We start from the raw sequence: 18,812 nt of genomic DNA on the forward strand, positions 1-18,812 counted from the left end.
TGACGGAACGCTCGCCCCCAAAAAGAAAAAGCCCGCGCCACCCTTCGGCGGCGCGGGCTTTCTTATGAACAGAGCGTCAGTTGCCCGGCGCGCTCGGCACGAACCAGCCGGTGGGCAGGCCGTTGGCCTGGCGACGCGGCACGTCGGCGTCGGCGACCTGCTGCAGCGCCGGGGCGCGCGCGGGCTTGGCCGCGGCGGCGACGCGGACCGGCGGGGCGTCCGGGATCGGCGCCATCCGGGTCGGCGCCACGGCCGTGCGGGCCACCGGGGCCGGCACGGCGGCCGCGACCTGAGCCGCAGGCGCGTCTGGGATCGGCGCCATGCGCACCGGCGCCGCCATGGCTGGGCGTACCGCGACCGGAGCCGCGGCGGCGACCTGGGTGCTGCCGTCGGGGATCGGGGCCATCCGCACCGGGGCCGGTCGGGCGACCGGGGCGGCCGCGGCGACCTGAGTGCTGGCGCCGTCGGGAATCGGCTGCATCCGCACCACGCCGGGCTGCTGCACCACGCGGACTGGCGGCAGCGCCGACGCGACCACGGTGCTCGACCCGTCCGGGATCGGCTGCATCGCCGCGACCACGGTGCTGCCGCGGGTCGACGAGCCATCGGGAATCGGCTGCATGGCGGCGACCACGGTGGCGCCGCGGGTCGATGACCCGTCCGGGATCGGCTTCATCGCCGCCACTACGGTGGCGTTCCGGCTCGACGACCCGTCCGGGATCGGCGCCATGCGGATCGGCGCCGGCACCTTCTGCTGGATCTGGGCGGCGGCGTATTGGGTCATACGGTCGCTGCCGCCCTGGCCCGGCATGATGCCGGCGATCTGCGGCGCGATGATGTCCATGTAGCGCTCGGTCTCGCGCGGCAGCGGCCGGCCTTCCTCGACATACTGGCGGTACCGCTCCGGCCCGGCATTGTAGGCGCCGAGGAAGCCGGGATAGCCGTACAGGTCGTACATCTCGCGGATATAGGCGGCGCCGGCCAGGATGTTGTCGCGCGGCTCATAGGCGTCGGGGCCCAGGCCATGGGCGTAGCGCAGCTCGTCATAGGTGCCGGGCATGACCTGCATCAGCCCCATGGCGCCGGCATGGCTGGTGATCGGCTGGCCGCCCTTCCAATGGGTCTGGCCGCCGCTTTCCACATGCATCACAGCGCGGATCCACTCCTCCGGGATGTTGAAGCGGCGCGAGGCATCGTGGATCTCGGCGCCCCAAGGGCCGCTGGCGACCACGGGTTTCGGCTTCGGTGCCTGGGCGCAGGCGGCAAGCAGGCCCGCGAGCAAGGCCGTGGCCGCAACCGTCCTGGTCCAGCGGATTGTCCCTGGCATCTTCCCCTCCAAACTCCCCCAAACACGAAAGCCCGGCGGCATCGCCGCGGGCCCGAAAATTAACGCAGGCCTTCAACGTATACGCACAAGTGCTTCATTCAAAGAGGAAAACATCAATCGCCCATCCCCCTGGACGATTGAATCCCCGTCAGGAATGCTGACTGAGAGCGGGCAAATCGTCGAGCGAAATCGTCACATGAATGATGCCGGGCTCGTCCGGCACGTCGGCGCGGGCGAATCCGAACTCTCCGGCCATGCGCAGCATGGTCGTGTTCTCGCGCAGCACCTCGCCGAAGATCCGCTTCAGGCCGCGGCTGCGGGCATAGTCGATGATCTCGGTCATCAGCCGGTGTCCCAGGCCCTGGCCCTTGAGGTCGGAGCGCACCATGATGCCGTATTCTGCGGCCTCGCCGTCCGGGTCGGCGATGATGCGCACGGCGCCCAGGATCACCCGCTGCCCGTCCTCCCCGGCCTCGGCCACCAGCGCCATCTCGCGGTCGTAGTCGATCTGAGTCAGCCGGGCGGCGAATTCGTGGCTGAAGCTGCGCATGGCGCTGAAGAAGCGCAGCCGCACATCCTCGGGGCTGGACCGCTGCAGCATCTCGCGCATCGCCGGCTCGTCCTCGGGCCGCACCGGCCGCAGCGTGACCTCGCGGCCGTCGCGCAGCGCCAGGTGCTGCACCAGCCGCTGCGGATACGGCCGGATGGCGAAGCGCGGCGTGCCCGGCGGCAGCGGCGGCTGCACCCGGATTTCGGCGCCGGGCGCCAGCACGCCACCGGCGCCGGCCAGCAGCGGGTTGATCCGCAGCGCCGCCACCTCCGACAGGTCGGCGGCCAGCTGCGACAGCTTGACCAGGGTCAGCGCCACGGCGTCCAGGTCGGCCGCCGGCCGGCCGCGATAGCCCTGCAGCAGCCGCCAGACCCGGGCCCGCATCATCAGGTCGCGCGCCAGCACGGCGTTCAAGGGCGGCAGGGCGGCGACGCCGTCATGCAGCAGCTCGGCCGCGGCGCCGCCCTGGCCGAACAGCAGAATTGGGCCGAACACCGGGTCCTCGTCGATCCCCAGCACCAGCGGATGCGGCTCGGGCGGCAGTGCCGCGCCCTCGGGCAGCAACGGGATGCGATAGGCGTCCAGCACCGACCGCGCCTCGGCCGGCGTCAGCTCGGCCCGGCCCTCGGCCAGCGCGGCCGCGATCACCGCCCGGGCGGAAGCGGCGTCCGGCTGGAAATCCTCCGGCAGCGCCGGCGGCGTCTGCATCAGCAACCCCTGGTTCCGCCGGTGCCGCGCCAGATGCATGAAGGCGCGCGCTGCCTGGCCCGGCGTGTCATAGGCCGGGATATGCGCCTCGGCGAACAGGGCTCCGGCCTCGACGCCGGCGCCCAGCCAGCTGGCCAGCACCGGCGGGCGGCGGCCGTCGCGCTTCGCTGCCGCGGCGACCACGCCGGCCACCGCCCGGGCCGCCGCGACCGGGTCGGCAATCGCGCTCGGACCGTTCACCACGAGCACCGCGTCGCGGCCGGGATCGGCCAGCAGCGCCTCCAGCGCCCGGGCGAAGCGGTCGGCCGGCGCGGCATCGCCCAGGTCGATCGGGCCGGCGCCGGCCGCATCCAGCCGCGCCAGGGTCGCCGGCGCCGGCACGGCCAGGCTGCCGCCGGAATCGGCCAGAGCCTCCGCCGCCAGCAGGCCCAGGCCGGCGCCATTGGTCAGGATTGCCAGCCGCTCACCGCCGACCTTCAGGCCGCTGGCCAGGGTCTCGACCGCGTCGAACAGCTCGGCCAGGTCGAACACCCGCAGCATGCCGGCGCGGCGGAAGGCGGCGTCGTACACCGCATCCGGCCCGATCAGCCCGTCGGCGTCGCCGGCCCCGGGGGCGCCGTGGCCGGGGCGGATCACCACCACCGGCCGGGTGCGGGCGACGGCGCGGGCGGCCGACATGAATTTGCGGGCGTGGCTGACGGTCTCGACATGCAGCAGCACGGCGCGGGTGCGGCCGTCGGCGGCCAACCAGTCCAGCATGTCGCCGAAATCGACATCGGCCATGCCGCCCAGCGAGACCACATGGCTGAAGCCGATGCCGCGCCGGGTGGCCCGGTCCAGCACCGCCGCGGCGACCGCGCCGGACTGGCTGACGAAGGCCAGATCGCCGGCTTGGGGCGCGACATGGCCCAGGCTGGCATTGACGCCGTGATGCGGCGCCATCAGGCCGAAGCCGTCCGGCCCGAGGATGCGCAGCAGATGCGGCCGCGCCGCGTCCAGCATGGCTTGGCGCAGCCGGCGGCCGACCGGGCCCTCGGCCCCCGCCGGCCGGTCGATGCCGACGATGGCGGCGGCGCGGGTGCCGCGGCCGCCCAGCTCGGCGATCAGCCCGGGCAGCGCGTCGGGCGGCGCCGCGATCACCGCCAGGTCCGGCGCCATCGGCAGGGCGGCGACGGAGGGGTAGGCGAGGGCGCTGCCGACCGACCGGGCGCCGGGGGTGACCGGCATCACCGGCCCGTCGAAGCCGCCGGCGAACAGGTTGCGGGCCAGCACGGCGCCGACCGGCCCGTCAGCGATCAGGGCGATCGAGGCCGGTCGGAACAGGGCGTCCAGGTTGCGCACCGACATCGCAGGCTCCCGCCGGACATCACCGCCCCAGGGTGGCGGACGGCAGGCGCGGGCTCAAGCGAGGATGTTCGCGACGTTCCCTTCGCCGTCATTCCCGGTGATCACGTCACGCATCCCCCAGCACCGCCCGATACCGCTCGGCCATCGCGGGGTCGAAGCAGCAGAAGATCACGCGCCGCACGGCCGGCGTCTCGGGCAGCGTCTCCTGCACCGTGGCGACGGCGATGCCGGCGGCGCGGTCGGGCGGGAAGCGGTAGATGCCGGTGCTGATGGCCGGGAAGGCGATGCCGGCGCAGGCATTGTCCTGGGCCAGGTGCAGCGCGGCCCGATAGCAGCCGGCCAGCAGTTCGTCCTCGCCGCGGCCGCCGCCGTCCCAGACCGGGCCGACGCAATGGATGACATGCCGCGCCGGCAATCGGTATCCCCGGGTGATGCGGGCCTCGCCGGTTGGGCAGCGGCCCAGGGTCCGGCATTCGGCGAGAAGCTCGGGGCCGGCGGCGCGGTGGATGGCGCCATCGACGCCGCCCCCGCCCAGCAGGCTCTCATTCGCCGCGTTGACGATCGCGTCGACCTGCAGCCGGGTGATATCCCCGACCGTGATCTCCAGCGCTGCCGTCATGGCGCGGCGCTCATGGATTTACTCCGCGGCGTTCTTCTTGTCGGCCTTGGCGCGCTCGATGCCTTCGACGATCATCTCCGCCGCCCGCTGCGGGCCGTCCCAGCCCATGATGCGGACCCACTTGCCCTTCTCCAGGTCCTTGTAGTGGGCGAAGAAATGGGCGATCTGGTCGCGCAGGATCTCCTGCAGGTCCTCGTAGCTCTGCACCTTGTTGTAGTAGGGGTGCAGCTTCGACACCGGCACCGCCAGGATCTTCTCGTCCTGGCCGGCTTCGTCCTCCATCAGCAGCACGCCGACCGGGCGGGCGCGCAACACGGCGCCGGGCATCACCGGCTCGCGGCCGACGACAATGACGTCGACCGGGTCGCCGTCGCCCGACAGGGTGTGCGGGATGAAGCCGTAATTGCCCGGATAGGCCATCGCGGTGTGCAGGAAGCGGTCGACGAACATCGCGCCCGATTCCTTGTCGAGCTCGTACTTCACCGGCACCCCGCCCATGGGGTTCTCGATGATGACGTTGACGTCGAAGGGCGGGTTCACCCCGACCGCGATCTTGCTGATGTCCATGTCGGCCCTGGTCTGTGGTCCTCGAGGGTTCCGGGCGCGGACCATAATGCGGTCCGCGCCCCACGGCTAGTGCCCAGCCATTCCCTCTCCGCGCATCGCCCCGTCTTTTTTGTGCGGTGCAGCGAAACCAGTTACCGGCGCTGTGCCAGGGCGTCGTAAGCCGCCAGCGCAGCGGCGGTGACGATCTCGTTCACCGTCGCGCCCATCTGCACCACCTGCGCCGGCTTCTGCAGCCCGCACAGCAGCGGGCCGATCAGCGAGGCGCCGGCCAGCTTCTGGATCATCTTGGCGCCGATATTGGCCGCGTTCAGCGCCGGCATGATCAACAGGTTGGCCGGGCCGGACAGGCGGGCGAAGGGGTACAGCCGCTTCATCAGCGCGTAGTCCAGCGCCACCTCGGCGGTCATCTCGCCATCATATTCGAAATCGACCCCGCCGGCCTTGGCGCGGGCGTCCATGATCGTCACCGCGTCGCGGATGCGCTGGGTGAACTCGCGCATCGGCTGGCCGAAATTGGAGGAGGAGACGAAGGCCAGGCGCGGCTCGTGCCCCAGCGCCCGGGCCTTGGCCGCGGCCTGCAGGGCGATGTCGACCAGCAGCTCCGGGTCCGGCCGCTCATGCACCGTGGTGTCGGCGATCAGCACCGTGCCGCCGCGCACCGTCAGCATCGACAGGCCGAAGGGTACGTGCTCGGGCGCCGGGTCGATCACCCGGGTGATCTCCTCGAAGCAGGTGGTGAAGTTGCGGGTCAGGCCGGTGACCATGGCGTCGGCGTCGCCATGCGCGACCATGCAGGCGGCGAAGATGTTGCGGCCCTGGTTGACCATGCGGGCGACGTCGCGCTGCAGCAGGCCCTGGCGCTGCAGCCGGCGCCAGACGAAGTCGATATAGCGCTCGTTGTGCTGCGACAGCCGGGCGTTGTGGATCTCCAGCTCCGCCACGGTCGCCTCGGGCAGGCCGATCCGGGCCATGGTCTCGCGCACCCGCTCCTCGCGGCCGATCAGGATCGGCGTGCCATAGCCCTGGGCGCGGAAGGCGATGGCGGCGCGGATCGTGCGCTCCTCCTCGCCCTCGGCGAAGACCACCCGGGTCTCGGCCGACGCGACCTTGTCGAAGATCAGCTGCAGCTTGTCCGCAGTCGGGTCCAGGCGACGGCGCAGGCTCTGGCGATAGGCGGCGACATCGGTGATCGGCTTGCGGGCGACGCCCGATTCCATCGCCGCCTCGGCCACCGCCAGCGGGATCTCCTCGATCAGCCGCGGGTCGAACGGCACCGGGATGATGTAGTCGGGGCCGTAGCGCAGGCGGCGGCCGGAATAGGCGCTGTCGACCTCGTCCGGCACGTCCTGCCGGGCCAGCCGGGCCAGCGCATGGGCTGCGGCCAGCTTCATCGCCTCGTTGATGGTGCTGGCGCGGACGTCCAGCGCGCCGCGGAAGATGTAGGGGAAGCCGAGGACGTTGTTGATCTGGTTCGGATAGTCCGACCGCCCGGTGGCGATGATCGCGTCCGGCCGCACCGCCTTGACCTCGTCCGGCGCGATCTCCGGGTCGGGGTTGGCCAGGGCGAACACGATCGGCTTGTCGGCCATCGACTTCACCATGTCCTGGGTCATGGCGCCCTTGACCGACAGGCCGATGAAGACGTCAGCGCCCTTGACCGCGTCGGCCAGGGTCCGGTGCGGCGTGTCGACGGCGTGCGCCGCCTTCCACTGGTTCATGCCCTCGGTGCGGCCCTGGTACACCACGCCCTTGCTGTCGCACAGGATGATGTGCTGCGCCGGCACGCCCAGCGACTTGAACAGCTCGACGCAGGCGATGGCGGCGGCGCCGGCGCCGTTCAGCACCAGGCGGGTCTCGCGGATGTTGCGGCCGGTCAGCTCCAGCGCGTTGATCAGCCCGGCCGCGGCGATGATCGCGGTGCCGTGCTGGTCGTCGTGGAACACCGGGATGTCCAGGAGCTCGCGCAGCCGCGCCTCGATGATGAAGCAGTCCGGCGCCTTGATGTCCTCAAGGTTGATGCCGCCGAAGGACGGGCCCAGGAAGCGCACGCAGTTGACGAACTCGTCGACGTCGCGGGTGTCGACCTCGAGGTCGAAGCCGTCGACATCGGCGAAGCGCTTGAACAGGACGGCCTTGCCCTCCATCACCGGCTTGCTGGCCAGGGCGCCGAGGTCGCCCAGGCCTAGCACGGCGGTGCCGTTCGAGATCACGGCGACGATGTTGCCCTTGGCCGTGTAGTCGTAGGCCGTGGCCGGATCGGCATGGATCCTGAGGCACGGCGCGGCGACGCCCGGGGAATAGGCCAGCGACAGGTCGCGCTGGGTGGTCAACGGCTTGGTCGCGCTGATCTCCAGCTTGCCGGGGCGGCCCTGGGCGTGCAGGGCGAGGGCATCGTCGTCGAGCGAGGTCTTGGTCATTGTGTCCGGCGGCGCAGCGTGGCGGGCCGAGTACTGGACCTTCGGCCGGAGGGACCGTCAAGCCTTTCCGACCGTGGGCCTGACTGTGGCTTCCGTGCAACGCCGCGCCATCTTCGCCCAGCCCCTTGAAAAGCTGCTTGCGCAGCGCAGCGGCGATCCCGTATCTCTCCATCCTACTCCAATTCCAGGGAGGATCGTGCAATGACCATCGTTCTCGCTTATCGCGGCAAGGCCGCCTGAACGTCTGCACGATCAGTCTTCGTCGACTCACGACCTGACACCTTCCCTGCGCTGACCTGATCGCTGCCGACACGCCGGACGTCCCTCACGGGCCGCTCCGCCGACTCCGCATCCGATCATCCCTTCAACCGTCCACCCCCATTCCGCCCGGCATCCCGCTTGGCGGATTCGCCCCGTCCGACCCCCATCGGCTCGACCGCTGTCGGCGGACGGTTTTCCCACCTCCAAACCTGTTGGAGATCATCATGTTCGTCTCGAACGAGAAGCGTGCCTTCCGCCCGTCTCTGTCGCTCGTCGTCGTCGCCTTTGCGGAGCTGGGCCGCGTCCTCGTGACGCCGCGCCGAAAACCCCGCGATGCCGACTCGCTGAGCGAGCATCTGAAACGGGACGTCGGGTTACGATCTTGATACGGCAGCGGGGCGGGGCCTTCGGGCGCCGCCCCGCCTTTCCCCGTCGATAGACCTTCGTCCCATCGGCCTCCGGCCCGGCGCGCGACCGCATGTCGCCGCCCCGGGCCGCGGGGTATTCGACGCTGGATAGGACTACAATCATGTACGCATATCGTGCGCCGCCCCAGCCGGCTGCGCCGGCGGTGCGGCTTGTTCCCCTGGTCACGGCGCAGGACCGGGCCGTGTTCGGCTCGCTCCGGGTCGCGCCGGACCAGTCGGGCTTCGTCGCCTCCAATGCGGAGTCGATCGCCGAGGCCGACGGCTCGCCCTGGTGCGCGCCGCTCGGCATCTGCGACGCCTCGCATGGCGGGCCGGTCGGTTTCGTCATGCACGCGCTGGACCCCGAGGACGGCCATCGCTGGATCTACCGGCTGATGATCGACGTCCGTTACCAGGGCCGCGGCTTCGGCCGCTCCGCCCTGCGCGCGACGCTCGCCATCATGGACCGGCTGCCCCGCGGCGAGCGGGTGCGGCTGGGCGTCGATCCCGCCAACGCCGCCGCCCGCCGGCTCTACGCCTCCGAAGGCTTCGTCGAGACCGGCGAGATCCTCGGCGACGAGCTGGTGCTGCAGCGCATCCTGCACCGGGTCGAGGCCGCCTGACCGGCGGTCTCGACCTTTCCCTTACTCTTTCACGCGCCCCCGTCTCTTTCACGGAAACGCAATCCGGGCTACGGTCCGCGCTTCGCCGATCCGACCCCGCAGACCGTGTCGACAGCCTTGCCCGACAGCAGCACCCCCGCGACGACCGATCCCGCCGTCACGCCGATGATGGCACAGTATCTGGAGGCCAAGGCGGCCCATCCGGACTGCCTGCTGTTCTTCCGCATGGGCGATTTCTACGAGATGTTCTTCGACGACGCGGTCAAGGCCGCGGCGGCGCTCGACATCGCCCTGACCAGGCGTGGCCAGCACCAGGGCGAGGGCATCCCGATGGCGGGCGTCCCCGCCCACAGCCACGAGGCCTATCTGGCTCGGCTGATCCGGCAGGGCTTCCGGGTCGCGCTGTGCGACCAGACCGAAAGCCCGGAGGACGCCCGCAAGCGGTCCGGCAAGACCCTGGTGCGGCGCGAGGTGGTGCGCATCGTCACCCCCGGCACGGTCACGGAAGACGGCCTCCTGGAGCCGCGGGCGGCGAATCACCTGGTGGCGCTGGCCGATGTCGCCGGCACGCTGGCGATCGCCGCGGTCGACATCTCCTCCGGCGAGCTGGTGACCGAGCCGATGTCGCCCGACCGGCTGGGCGCGGCGCTGGCCCGCTTCGACCCGAGCGAGATCCTGCTGCCCGAGCGGGTGCTGCAGAACCCGGCACTGTTCGAGCTGCTCGGCGACTGGAAGATGCGGCTGACGCCGCAGCCCGGCGCCCGTTTCGACAGCGAGAACGGCCGGCGCCGCCTGCAGGACCTGTTCCATGTCGGCACGCTCGACGCCTTCGGCAGCTTCGAGCGGGCCGAGGTCGCCGCCGCCGGCGCCCTGGTCGATTACATCCAGCTGACCCAGAAGGCGCTGCCGCGGCTGTCGCCGCCGCGCCGCCTGCCGCAGGGCGCGGTGATGGAGATCGACGTCGCCACCCGCCGCAACCTCGAGCTGACCCGGACCCTGTCGGGCGACCGCCGCGGCAGCCTCTTGGCCGCGATCGACCGCACCGTCACCGGCCCCGGCGCCCGGCTGCTGGCGGGCCATCTGGCGGCGCCGCTGACCGATCCGCAGGCGGTGGCCGAGCGGCTCGACGCCGTCCAGGCGCTGGTCGAGGACGGCAAGCTGCGCGACGACCTGCGCGCGCTCCTGCGCGCCTGCCCGGATGCGGAGCGGGCGCTGACCCGGCTCGGCCTCGGCCGCGGCGGGCCGCGCGACCTGGCGGCGATCCGCGACGCGCTGCGCCAGGGCGGCGCCTTGCGCGAACGGCTGGGCGCGCCGCGCTTCCTTGACCTGCCGCCGCTCCTGTCCCACGCCGCTTCCGAGCTCGGCGAGCATGACGCGCTGGTCGACCGGCTGGCCCGGGCGCTGGCCGAGGAGCTGCCGCTGCTGATCCGTGACGGCGGCTTCATCGCCTCGGGCTACCTGCCGGAGCTGGACGAGGTCCGCACCCTGCGCGACGAATCCCGCCGGCTGATCGCGGCGCTGCAGCAGCGCTACGTCGACGAGACGAAGATCGCGACTCTTCGGATCCGCCACAACAACGTCATCGGCTACCACATCGAGGTCTCGGCCAACCAGGCGGACAAGCTGCTGCAGCCGCCGCATGTCGGCACCTTCATCCATCGCCAGACCATGGCCTCGGCGATGCGCTTCACCACGGTCGAGCTCGGCACGCTGGAACGGTCGATCGCCGAGGCGGCGGACAAGGCGCTGGCGCTCGAGCTCAGGCTGTTCACCGACCTGGTCGGCGAGGTCACCGGCCGGGCCGAGGCGATCTCCGGCGCCGTCCGCGCCCTGGCCGCCTTCGACGTCGCCGCCAGCCAGGCCGAGCTGGCGGTCGAGCGCCGCTACTGCCGGCCGAAGGTGACCGGCGATACCGGCTTCCGCATCAAGGGCGGCCGCCACCCGGTGGTCGAGATCGCCCTGGCCGAAGCGCAGGGCGGCCCGTTCGTCGGCAATGATTGCGACCTGTCGGAAGACCGCCGGCTGTGGCTGCTGACCGGCCCGAACATGGCGGGTAAATCGACCTTCCTGCGCCAGAACGCGCTGATCGTGGTCCTGGCCCAGATGGGCGGCTTCGTACCGGCGGAGGATGCCGAGATCGGCGTGGTCGACCGGCTGTTCAGCCGTGTCGGCGCCGCCGACGACCTGGCGCGCGGCCATTCCACCTTCATGGTCGAGATGGTTGAGACGGCGGCGATCCTGAACCAGGCGGGCCCGCGGGCGCTGGTCATCCTCGACGAGATCGGTCGCGGCACCGCCACCTTCGACGGGCTGTCGATCGCCTGGGCGTGCGTCGAGCACCTGCACGAGACCACGCGCTGCCGGGCCCTGTTCGCCACCCATTACCACGAACTGACCGCGCTGCAGGCGCGGCTGCCGCGTCTCGCCTGCCACACCATGCGGGTCAAGGAATGGCAGGGCGACATCGTCTTCCTGCATGAGGTCGCGCCGGGTACGGCCGACCGCTCCTACGGCATCCATGTCGCCCGCCTGGCCGGGCTGCCCGCCGCCGTGGTCGGCCGGGCGCAGGAGGTGCTGGAGGCGCTGGAGGCGGGCAAGGAGGGGCGCAGCGTCGCCCGGCTGGTCGACGACCTGCCGCTGTTCTCGGCCGCGGCTGCCCGCCCGGCCGCAGCCCCGGCGGCGGTCCCGGCCGGCCCGTCCGAGGTCGAGACCGCGCTGGCGGGGCTCGACCCCGATGCGATGACCCCGCGCGAAGCGCTCGAACGGTTGTATGCTCTGAAGGCTTTGCTCATTTAAGACAAATCATGCCCGACGAGATCCTCACCCGTCCTGGCCTTCGCGGCCGCCTCCGCCGCTTCCTGCCCTATGGCGCGGCCGCCGCCGAGCCGACCCCGGTGCCGGCCGCGACCCGGCGCGGCGGCGAGAAGATCGAGGCGCCGCTCGACATCGTCGACCCGGCGGCGCTGGAGCGGCGGCTCTACGAGGCGATGGACCGCGGCGACGCCCAGGCGCAGCGGGCCGAGATCCTGGCGACGCTGCGCGAGGCCCTGGCGGCCGGCCGCGCCGTGATCCGCCGCCGCTTCGTCGAGGAGGCCGGGTCGGCCGATGCCTGCGTCGCCGAAACCGCCTGGCTGATGGATGTGCTGATCGGGGCGCTGGCCTCGCTGACCGTGTCGCGGCTGTTCCCGGTGTCGAACCCGACCGTGGGTGAGCGCTTCGCCGTTGCCTCGGTCGGCGGCTACGGCAGGGGCGAGCTGGCGCCGTTCTCCGACATCGACCTGCTGTTCCTGCTGCCCTACAAGCGCAACCCCCGGGTCGAGCAGGTGGTGGAGTACATGCTCTACCTCTTGTGGGATCTCGGGCTGAAGGTCGGTCATTCTGTGCGCTCGGTCGATGACAGCCTGCGCCTGGCCCGCACCGACACCACCATCTGCACCAGCCTGATGGAGACGCGGCTGCTGTGGGGTGAGCAGTCGCTGTACGACACGCTGCGCCGCCGCTTCGTCGAGGAGGTCACGGCCGGCACCGGCGCCGCCTTCACCGAGGCCAAGCTGGCCGAGCGCGACGCCCGCCACCGCCGCATGGGCGACAGCCGTTACGTGCTGGAGCCGAATGTGAAGGAGGGCAAGGGCGGCCTGCGCGACCTGCAGACCCTGTTCTGGATCGGCAAATATCTCTACCAGGTCGACGATGTCGACGGTCTGGTCGCCAAGGGCGTGCTGACCGGCGAGGAGTCGCGGCGCTTCCGCCGGTCGGAGAGCTTCCTGCTGGCCGTGCGCTGCCACCTGCACTACCTGACCGGCCGGGCCGAGGACCGCCTGACCTTCGACCTGCAGCCGGAGCTGGCGCGCGTCGCCGGCTACACCGACCATGCCGGCGCCAAGGGCGTCGAGCGGCTGATGAAGCACTATTTCCTGGTCGCCAAGGAGGTCGGCAGCCTGACCCGGATCTTCTGCGCGGCGCTGGAGGCGGAAAGCCAGCGCCGGCCGAAGCGCGGCCTGGCCTTCCTCGGCTTCTCGGCGCCGATGGTCGACGGGCTGCCGCTCGACGGCGACCGCATCAGCCTGGCCGGCGAGAAGCCGCTGCGCGACCATCCGGTCGACATCATCCGGCTGTTCCGGGTGGCGCAGGCGCGCGACCTCGACATCCATCCGGCGGCGCTGAAGCTGATCACCCGCAACATCGACCTGATCGCAGGCCTCCGCGACGACCCGGAGGCGAACCGCATCTTCCTGGAGATCCTGACCGCGGAGCAGGACCCCGAGATCCCGCTGCGGCGGATGAACGAGGCCGGCGTGCTGGGCCGCTTCGTGCCGGATTTCGGCCGGGTCGTGGCCCAGATGCAGTACGACATGTACCACACCTACACGGTCGACGAGCACACGCTGTTCGCGCTCGGCATCCTGCACCGGATCGAGAGTGGCAAGGCGGCGGAAACGCTGCCGCTGGCCACCCAGGTGATGCGCAAGACCGGGTCGCGCCGGGCGCTCTATGTCGCCCTCCTGTGCCACGACATCGCCAAGGGCCGCGGCGGCGACCATTCGGTGCTGGGCGCCCGGGTTGCGCGCAAGCTCGGCCCCCGCTTCGGCCTGTCGCCGGAGGAGACCGAGACGGCGCAGTGGCTGGTGCGCTGGCACCTCTTGCTCAGCGACACCGCCTTCAAGCGCGACATCGAGGACGACAAGACGGTGCAGGACTTCGTCGCCGCGGTGGAAAGCCCGGAGCGGCTGCGCCTGCTGCTGGTGCTGACCGCCGCCGACATCAGCGCCGTCGGCCCCGGCCGCTGGACCGCCTGGAAGGCGACGCTGATGGCGGAGCTGTACCACCGGGCGGAGGAGCGGCTGTCCGGCGCCGACGAGGCGATCGGGGTCGAGCATCGCGTCGACCAGGCCAAGGATCTGCTGCGCCAGGCGCTGGCGGACTGGCCGCCGGACACGATCGAAGCCTATGTCGGCAAGGTCAGCCGCGCCTATTGGCTGGCCTTCGACGGCGCCACCCAGGCCCGCCACGCCAGGCTGGTGCGCGGCGCAGAGGCGGAGGGCGAGCCGCTGGCGATCGACATCCAGGTCGACCAGCAGCGTACGGTGGCCGAGCTGACCATCCACACCGCGGACCATCCCGGCTTGTTCTCGCGCCTGGCCGGCGCCATCGCCGTCTCCGGCGGCACCATCGTCGAGGCCAAGATCTTCACCTTCGCCGACGGCATGGCGCTCGACACCTTCCTGGTCCAGGACGCGGTCGAGGGCGGCGCCTTCGACGCGCCGGAGAAGCTGGCCCGGGTCAAGGTCGGGATCGAGCGCAGCCTGTCCGGCGAGATGAAGATGTCGGCCGAGCTGGAGCGGCGGCACCGCAGCTATCCGCGGCTGCACTCGGTGTCGATCGCGCCGCGCGTGCTGGTCGACAACGAGGCCAGCCGCACCCACACGGTGATCGAGCTGAACGGCCGCGACCGGCCGGGCCTGCTGCATGCGGTCGGCCGCGCCCTGACCGGCCTCGGCCTGCAGATCTCCTCGGCCAAGATCTCGACCTTCGGCGCTCGCGCCGTCGACGTGTTCTACGTCAAGGACGTTTTCGGCCTGAAGGTAACGCACGACGCCAAGCTGGCGCAGATCCGCAAGACCCTGGGCGAGGTCCTGGCCGACCCGGTGGCCAAGCCCCTGGCCGCCCCAAAGCGCCGCCCGCGCGCCCGCCGGACCGCGGCATGAGGGTCGTTTCGGGCCATCGGCGAGCATATCTCCTGAGTCCCCCCTCCCCCCGCAGGAGGGGGGTAGGGGAGGGGGGGCCACCAGCATGAGCCGGCCGGCCATGGCACGTCTCTGCGGAAAGACCATCGCATTCGCGCGCGGACGCGCGCAGACCCCTCCCCCTACCCCCCTCCCGCAAGGGGAGGGGGGACCAAAAGGAAAGCGGCGGGGGGAAGCCGGCAGATCGCCTGACGTGCGGTGTCTCCGATGACGACCGAACGCATCGCCGTGATCGGGCTCGGCTATGTCGGGCTGCCGGTGGCGGTGGCCTTTGCCCGGCGCTTCCCGGGCACCATCGGCTTCGACATCGACCCGGCCCGGGTCGCCGCCCTGTGCGAGGGCCATGACGTCACCGGCGAGGTCGAATCCGCCGATCTCGCCGCCAGCGGCCTCGCCGTCACCGCCGATCCGGCGGACCTGTCCGGCGCGAGCTTCTTCGTCGCCACCGTGCCGACCCCGATCGATGCCGAACGCCGGCCGGATTTCGGGCCGCTCCTGCGCGCTTGCGAGACCATTGGCCGGGCGCTCACCCCCGGCGCGGTGGTGGTGTTCGAATCCACGGTCTATCCCGGCGCCACCGAGGAGGTGTGCGGCCCGGCCCTGGCCCGCGCCTGCGGCCTGCGCGCCGGCATCGACTTCGCCCTGGCCTATTCGCCGGAGCGGATCAACCCCGGCGACCGCGCGCACCGGCTGGAGAGCATCGTCAAGGTCGTGTCCGGCCAGGACGAAGCGACGCTGGAGCGGGTGGCGGCGGCCTATGGCGCCATCGTCCCGGCCGGGCTGCACCGGGCGCCGTCGATCCGCGTCGCCGAGGCGGCGAAGGTGATCGAGAACACTCAGCGCGACCTCAACATCGCGCTGATGAACGAGCTGGCGATGATCTTCGACCGGCTGGGCCTGCGCACCGCCGAGGTGCTGGCCGCCGCCGGCACCAAATGGAACTTCCTGAAGTTCCAGCCCGGCCTGGTCGGCGGCCACTGCATCGGCGTCGACCCCTACTACCTGACCGCCAAGGCCGAGGCGGTGGGCTACCGGCCGGAGATGATCCTGGCCGGCCGCCGCATCAACGACCAGATGGGCGCGTTCCTGGCCGGCAAGCTGGTCAAGGTGCTGGCGCGCCGGGGCCGCACCATCCTCGGCGCCCGGGTCGGCATCCTGGGCCTGACCTTCAAGGAGAACGTGTCCGACCTGCGCAACAGCAGGGTGCCGGACATCGTCGCCGAGCTGCGCTCCTACGGCATCGACCCGCTGGTGCACGATCCGCTGGCCGACCCGGCGCGGGCGCGGCAGGAATACGGCATCGGCCTCGCCGGCCTCGACGCCTTTCGCGATCTCGACGCGCTGGTGCTGGCGGTGCCGCACCGGGCCTATCTCGACCGGCCGCGCGACGAATTCTGGGCTTGCCTCAAGGATGGCGGCCTGGTGATGGATGTGAAATCGGCGCTGGATCCGGCCGGCGTGCCGCCCCGCGTGTCCTATTGGAGTTTGTGATGCCTGCCGCGGCCCCTACCGACGACACCGTCCTGGTCACCGGGGCCGCCGGCTTCATCGGCTTCACCCTGGCCCGGCGGCTGCTCGACGCCGGGCATCGGGTGGTCGGGGTCGACAATCTCAGCTCCTATTACGATGTTCGCCTGAAGGAAGCGCGGCTGCAGCAGCTGGCGGAGCGGCCGGGCTTTTCCTTCCGCCGGCTCGACATCGCCGACCGGCCGGGCATGGCGGGGCTGTTCGCCGAGGTGAAGCCGGCCCGGGTGGCGCATCTCGCCGCCCAGGCCGGGGTGCGGCATTCGCTGACCCACCCGGAGACCTATGTCGACGCCAATGTCGTCGGCTTCCTCAACGTGCTGGAGGGCTGCCGCCACCACGGCGCGCGCCATCTGGTCTACGCCTCCTCCAGCTCGGTCTACGGCGCCAACACGGCGATGCCGTTCTCGGTGCGCCAGAATGTCGACCATCCGCTCAGCCTCTACGCCGCGACCAAGAAGGCGAACGAGCTGATGGCGCATTCCTACAGCCATCTCTACAGCCTGCCGGTCACCGGCCTGCGCTTCTTCACCGCCTACGGCCCCTGGGGCCGGCCGGACATGGCGATGTTCCTGTTCACCCGCGCAATCCTGGAAGGCCGGCCGATCGAGGTGTTCAACCACGGCCACATGCTGCGCGACTTCACCTATGTCGACGACCTGGTCGAAGGCGTGGCCCGGGTGCTGGACCGGGTGCCGCAGCCCGACCCCGCCTGGTCCGGCGACCGGCCGAACCCGGCCAGCAGCACCGCGCCCTATCGCCTGTACAACATCGGCAATACCCGGCCGGTGGCGCTGCTCGACATGATCAAAGTGCTGGAACAGGCGCTGGGCCGCGAGGCGCAGAAGGTCTTCCGCGACCTGCAGCCCGGCGACGTGCCCGAGACCTATGCCGATGTCGAGGAGCTGGAGGCGGCCGTCGACTACCGCCCCGCGACCCCGATCGAGGTCGGCATTCCGCGTTTCGTCGAATGGTACCGCGGCTTTTACGGGGGGTGATCCGCCCTTCACTTTCTTACAGTTGAGAGAGCCGTCATGGCGAGCCCCGAAGGGGCGTGGCCATCCAGTGGCGCCGCCCTCTGGATGGCCACGGCGCTGCGCGCCTCGCCATGACGGAGAAGAACCGGAGAGCCCTTCTCAACGGCGCTGATCACAGATCCTTCGGCACCAGCGCCTGGACATCGGCGCCGTTGACCAGGACCTTGCCGGACGGGTCGATCACGATCTCGTAGTCGCGCGCCGACTGGCCGTCGGGCAGATTGGTCTGCCGGCCTAGCACCTGCAGCATCGTCAGGCTGGTGGCGGCCTGGCTGGCCTTGGGGTCGGCCTGCAGCGCCTTGACCAGCCCGTCGATCCCGGTCAGGCGCATCCGCAGGGTGCCGGTCTGGCCCAGCACGGCGTCGGCGTCGATCACGGTTGTGCCGCTGAGTTCGAGCGACGCGTTCGGCGCTTCGAAGTGAACCCGGTCGATGCCGATGCGGGTGCGCGCATCCTGCATGGACAGCGCGTCTGCGTTCGGGTCACCGCGGCCATGCAGGATCGACCTCGTCAAGACTTCGCGGAACGGCACGCCGTCCAGCGACAACTGGATCACGCCTTTGGTCGGGATCCAGCTGGCATAGGGCGACGGGCGATCGACCGTGATGTCCGTCGTGTCCAGCCGCATGGTCATGCGTGCCGTATCCGGGTCCGTTTGAACGGTGGCGACACCGGCCGAAAGCGACCCGATTCCGATGGTCAGGGACGCCGCGCTGGCGGTCAGGCCCTCGATCGAAACCAGCTCGTGCTGCCCTGAACCGATGCCATCGACGAAACGGTCCAGAAGGGCCTGGATCACCGGGTCGTCATCCGGCTTCGGGATCTTGTCGCCGGCAAGACGATTGGCAAGGTCGAAGGCGCTGCTGGACAGGGCGGCCATGTCCATGCGTTTCCCCTCGATATCGTAGACGATCTTCTTCGCCGTGATGGTGCCGGAGCCGCTGGGCGCTGGCGCCGAGAAGCCTTCGAGCGTGATGATCGACCGCAGATCGGCACGATTATCGGCTACGCTGCGGCGGCTGCCGGACAGGGTCAATCGCTCGATCGCCGGACGGGGGCTGGCGGGGAAGGCCTGCTGCGCGATCGGATCGGATCCCCGTTCCAGCGTCACCCGGTCGAAGATAACATCCATCGACGCGACGGAAGCGGCCAGGTCGATGCGCCCCGAAACGTGCCGGCTGCGCGAGACGAAGCGGGAGACCGTGCCGTCAGCCCATTCCAGCCGGCATCCATAGGCGTCTTCGGCACTCAGCGCATAGGTCGCTGGCGCCGTGAGCCGAGCGCCGTACCGATCGGCCGGGCAGAACAGGAGCGTGCGCCCCAGCAGCGGCTCGAACAGCTCCGACATCGGACGTCTTATGCCCGGAACCTCGATCTGATACGCATCGCCCTTCGGCTCAACCCGCCATCTGCCGATCGGCAGGGAAACCGGAAGCCTGGATGTGAAGTAGGCGGATTCGGCGGGTGACAGCTGCATTCCCGAAGGCTGCCAAGCCTCCAGCACCGCCTTCAGCTTCGCCGCTTCCTCCGCCGTCGCTTGGGCGCGGGCCGGTCCGGACGCAGCCGCAAGCACCCCGAGGCCGAAGGCCAGGCACAGACTCCACCGCATCGTTGTTCTCCCCCCGTTTCCGCCACTATGACTTTGGTCCGGAGGCCGGTGAAGCGGTCCGACGCCGAACCG

The 18,812-nt window shown here is 70.9% G+C and carries 12 protein-coding genes and 1 pseudogene; 6 read left to right on the forward strand and 7 right to left on the reverse strand.

Features of this window, described 5'->3' with window-relative positions; translation table 11 throughout:
* Positions 1–76: 76 nt before the first annotated feature.
* From FFK22_RS43980 to FFK22_RS44850, 6 genes and pseudogenes are all read right to left on the reverse strand, one after another.
* Positions 77–1,327 carry a lytic transglycosylase domain-containing protein gene (locus tag FFK22_RS43980; RefSeq protein WP_221938860.1) on the reverse strand — a complete coding sequence of 417 codons (1,251 nt, stop codon included), beginning with the start codon at positions 1,325–1,327 and terminating at the stop codon, positions 77–79.
* 148 nt (positions 1,328–1,475) lie between these two features.
* Positions 1,476–3,932 carry a bifunctional acetate--CoA ligase family protein/GNAT family N-acetyltransferase gene (locus FFK22_RS26120; protein ID WP_138890865.1) on the reverse strand — a complete coding sequence of 819 codons (2,457 nt, stop codon included), beginning with the start codon at positions 3,930–3,932 and terminating at the stop codon, positions 1,476–1,478.
* Between the two features lie 106 nt (positions 3,933–4,038).
* A complete protein-coding gene (locus FFK22_RS26125) occupies positions 4,039–4,551 on the reverse strand; it encodes an O-acetyl-ADP-ribose deacetylase (protein ID WP_138890866.1) in 513 nt (170 codons plus the stop codon).
* Positions 4,552–4,569: 18 nt separating this feature from the next.
* Positions 4,570–5,118, reverse strand: a complete 549-nt coding sequence (gene ppa, locus FFK22_RS26130) for an inorganic diphosphatase (protein WP_138890867.1) — start codon at positions 5,116–5,118, stop codon at positions 4,570–4,572.
* A gap of 131 nt (positions 5,119–5,249) precedes the next feature.
* A complete protein-coding gene (locus FFK22_RS44845) occupies positions 5,250–6,308 on the reverse strand; it encodes a phosphate acyltransferase (RefSeq protein WP_373683761.1) in 1,059 nt (352 codons plus the stop codon).
* Positions 6,306–7,535 (reverse strand): annotated as a pseudogene (locus FFK22_RS44850) (malic enzyme-like NAD(P)-binding protein); the annotation flags it as partial. The gene FFK22_RS44845 and the pseudogene FFK22_RS44850, both read right to left, overlap by 3 nt.
* Positions 7,536–8,020: 485 nt before the next feature.
* Here FFK22_RS44850 and FFK22_RS43200 point away from each other — a divergent pair.
* The 6 genes from FFK22_RS43200 (at position 8,021) to FFK22_RS26160 (ending at position 17,092) form a co-directional block, all read left to right on the forward strand.
* Positions 8,021–8,182 (forward strand): hypothetical protein, encoded by a 162-nt coding sequence (locus tag FFK22_RS43200; protein WP_186002653.1) that lies wholly within the window; start codon positions 8,021–8,023, stop codon positions 8,180–8,182.
* Between the two features lie 143 nt (positions 8,183–8,325).
* Positions 8,326–8,826: an N-acetyltransferase gene (locus FFK22_RS26140; protein WP_138890869.1), complete on the forward strand. Its 501-nt coding sequence runs from the start codon at positions 8,326–8,328 to the stop codon at positions 8,824–8,826.
* 105 nt (positions 8,827–8,931) lie between these two features.
* Positions 8,932–11,622 carry a DNA mismatch repair protein MutS gene (gene mutS, locus FFK22_RS26145; RefSeq protein WP_221938861.1) on the forward strand — a complete coding sequence of 897 codons (2,691 nt, stop codon included), beginning with the start codon at positions 8,932–8,934 and terminating at the stop codon, positions 11,620–11,622.
* A gap of 8 nt (positions 11,623–11,630) precedes the next feature.
* On the forward strand, positions 11,631–14,531 hold the full coding sequence (locus tag FFK22_RS26150) for a [protein-PII] uridylyltransferase (protein ID WP_138890870.1): 2,901 nt from the start codon (positions 11,631–11,633) through the stop codon (positions 14,529–14,531).
* A 246-nt stretch (positions 14,532–14,777) separates the two neighbouring features.
* Entirely contained in the window at positions 14,778–16,061 is a 1,284-nt protein-coding gene (locus FFK22_RS26155) for a nucleotide sugar dehydrogenase (protein ID WP_138890871.1), read from the forward strand.
* Complete coding sequence (locus tag FFK22_RS26160) at positions 16,061–17,092, forward strand: NAD-dependent epimerase (RefSeq protein ID WP_138890872.1); 1,032 nt, start codon at positions 16,061–16,063, stop codon at positions 17,090–17,092. Before FFK22_RS26155 ends, FFK22_RS26160 begins: the two co-directional genes overlap by 1 nt.
* 151 nt (positions 17,093–17,243) lie before the next feature.
* On the opposite strand, the gene FFK22_RS26165 is transcribed toward FFK22_RS26160, so the two are convergent.
* Complete coding sequence (locus tag FFK22_RS26165) at positions 17,244–18,740, reverse strand: DUF2125 domain-containing protein (RefSeq protein WP_138893674.1); 1,497 nt, start codon at positions 18,738–18,740, stop codon at positions 17,244–17,246.
* Positions 18,741–18,812: the final 72 nt, after the last annotated feature.

This window comes from Mycobacterium sp. KBS0706 (assembly GCF_005938675.2).
Taxonomy (GTDB): domain Bacteria; phylum Pseudomonadota; class Alphaproteobacteria; order DSM-16000; family Inquilinaceae; genus Inquilinus.

Excerpts from the sequence above, each read along its gene's own strand:
- FFK22_RS43980 (WP_221938860.1), bottom strand. The coding sequence starts at position 1,327 with ATGCCAGGGACAATCCGCTGGACCAGGACGGTTGCGGCCACGGCCTTG.
- FFK22_RS26120 (WP_138890865.1), bottom strand. The coding sequence starts at position 3,932 with ATGTCGGTGCGCAACCTGGACGCCCTGTTCCGACCGGCCTCGATCGCC.
- FFK22_RS26125 (WP_138890866.1), bottom strand. The coding sequence starts at position 4,551 with ATGACGGCAGCGCTGGAGATCACGGTCGGGGATATCACCCGGCTGCAG.
- ppa (WP_138890867.1), bottom strand. The coding sequence starts at position 5,118 with ATGGACATCAGCAAGATCGCGGTCGGGGTGAACCCGCCCTTCGACGTC.
- FFK22_RS43200 (WP_186002653.1), top strand. The coding sequence starts at position 8,021 with ATGTTCGTCTCGAACGAGAAGCGTGCCTTCCGCCCGTCTCTGTCGCTC.
- FFK22_RS26140 (WP_138890869.1), top strand. The coding sequence starts at position 8,326 with ATGTACGCATATCGTGCGCCGCCCCAGCCGGCTGCGCCGGCGGTGCGG.
- FFK22_RS26150 (WP_138890870.1), top strand. The coding sequence starts at position 11,631 with ATGCCCGACGAGATCCTCACCCGTCCTGGCCTTCGCGGCCGCCTCCGC.
- FFK22_RS26155 (WP_138890871.1), top strand. The coding sequence starts at position 14,778 with ATGACGACCGAACGCATCGCCGTGATCGGGCTCGGCTATGTCGGGCTG.
- FFK22_RS26160 (WP_138890872.1), top strand. The coding sequence starts at position 16,061 with ATGCCTGCCGCGGCCCCTACCGACGACACCGTCCTGGTCACCGGGGCC.
- FFK22_RS26165 (WP_138893674.1), bottom strand. The coding sequence starts at position 18,740 with ATGCGGTGGAGTCTGTGCCTGGCCTTCGGCCTCGGGGTGCTTGCGGCT.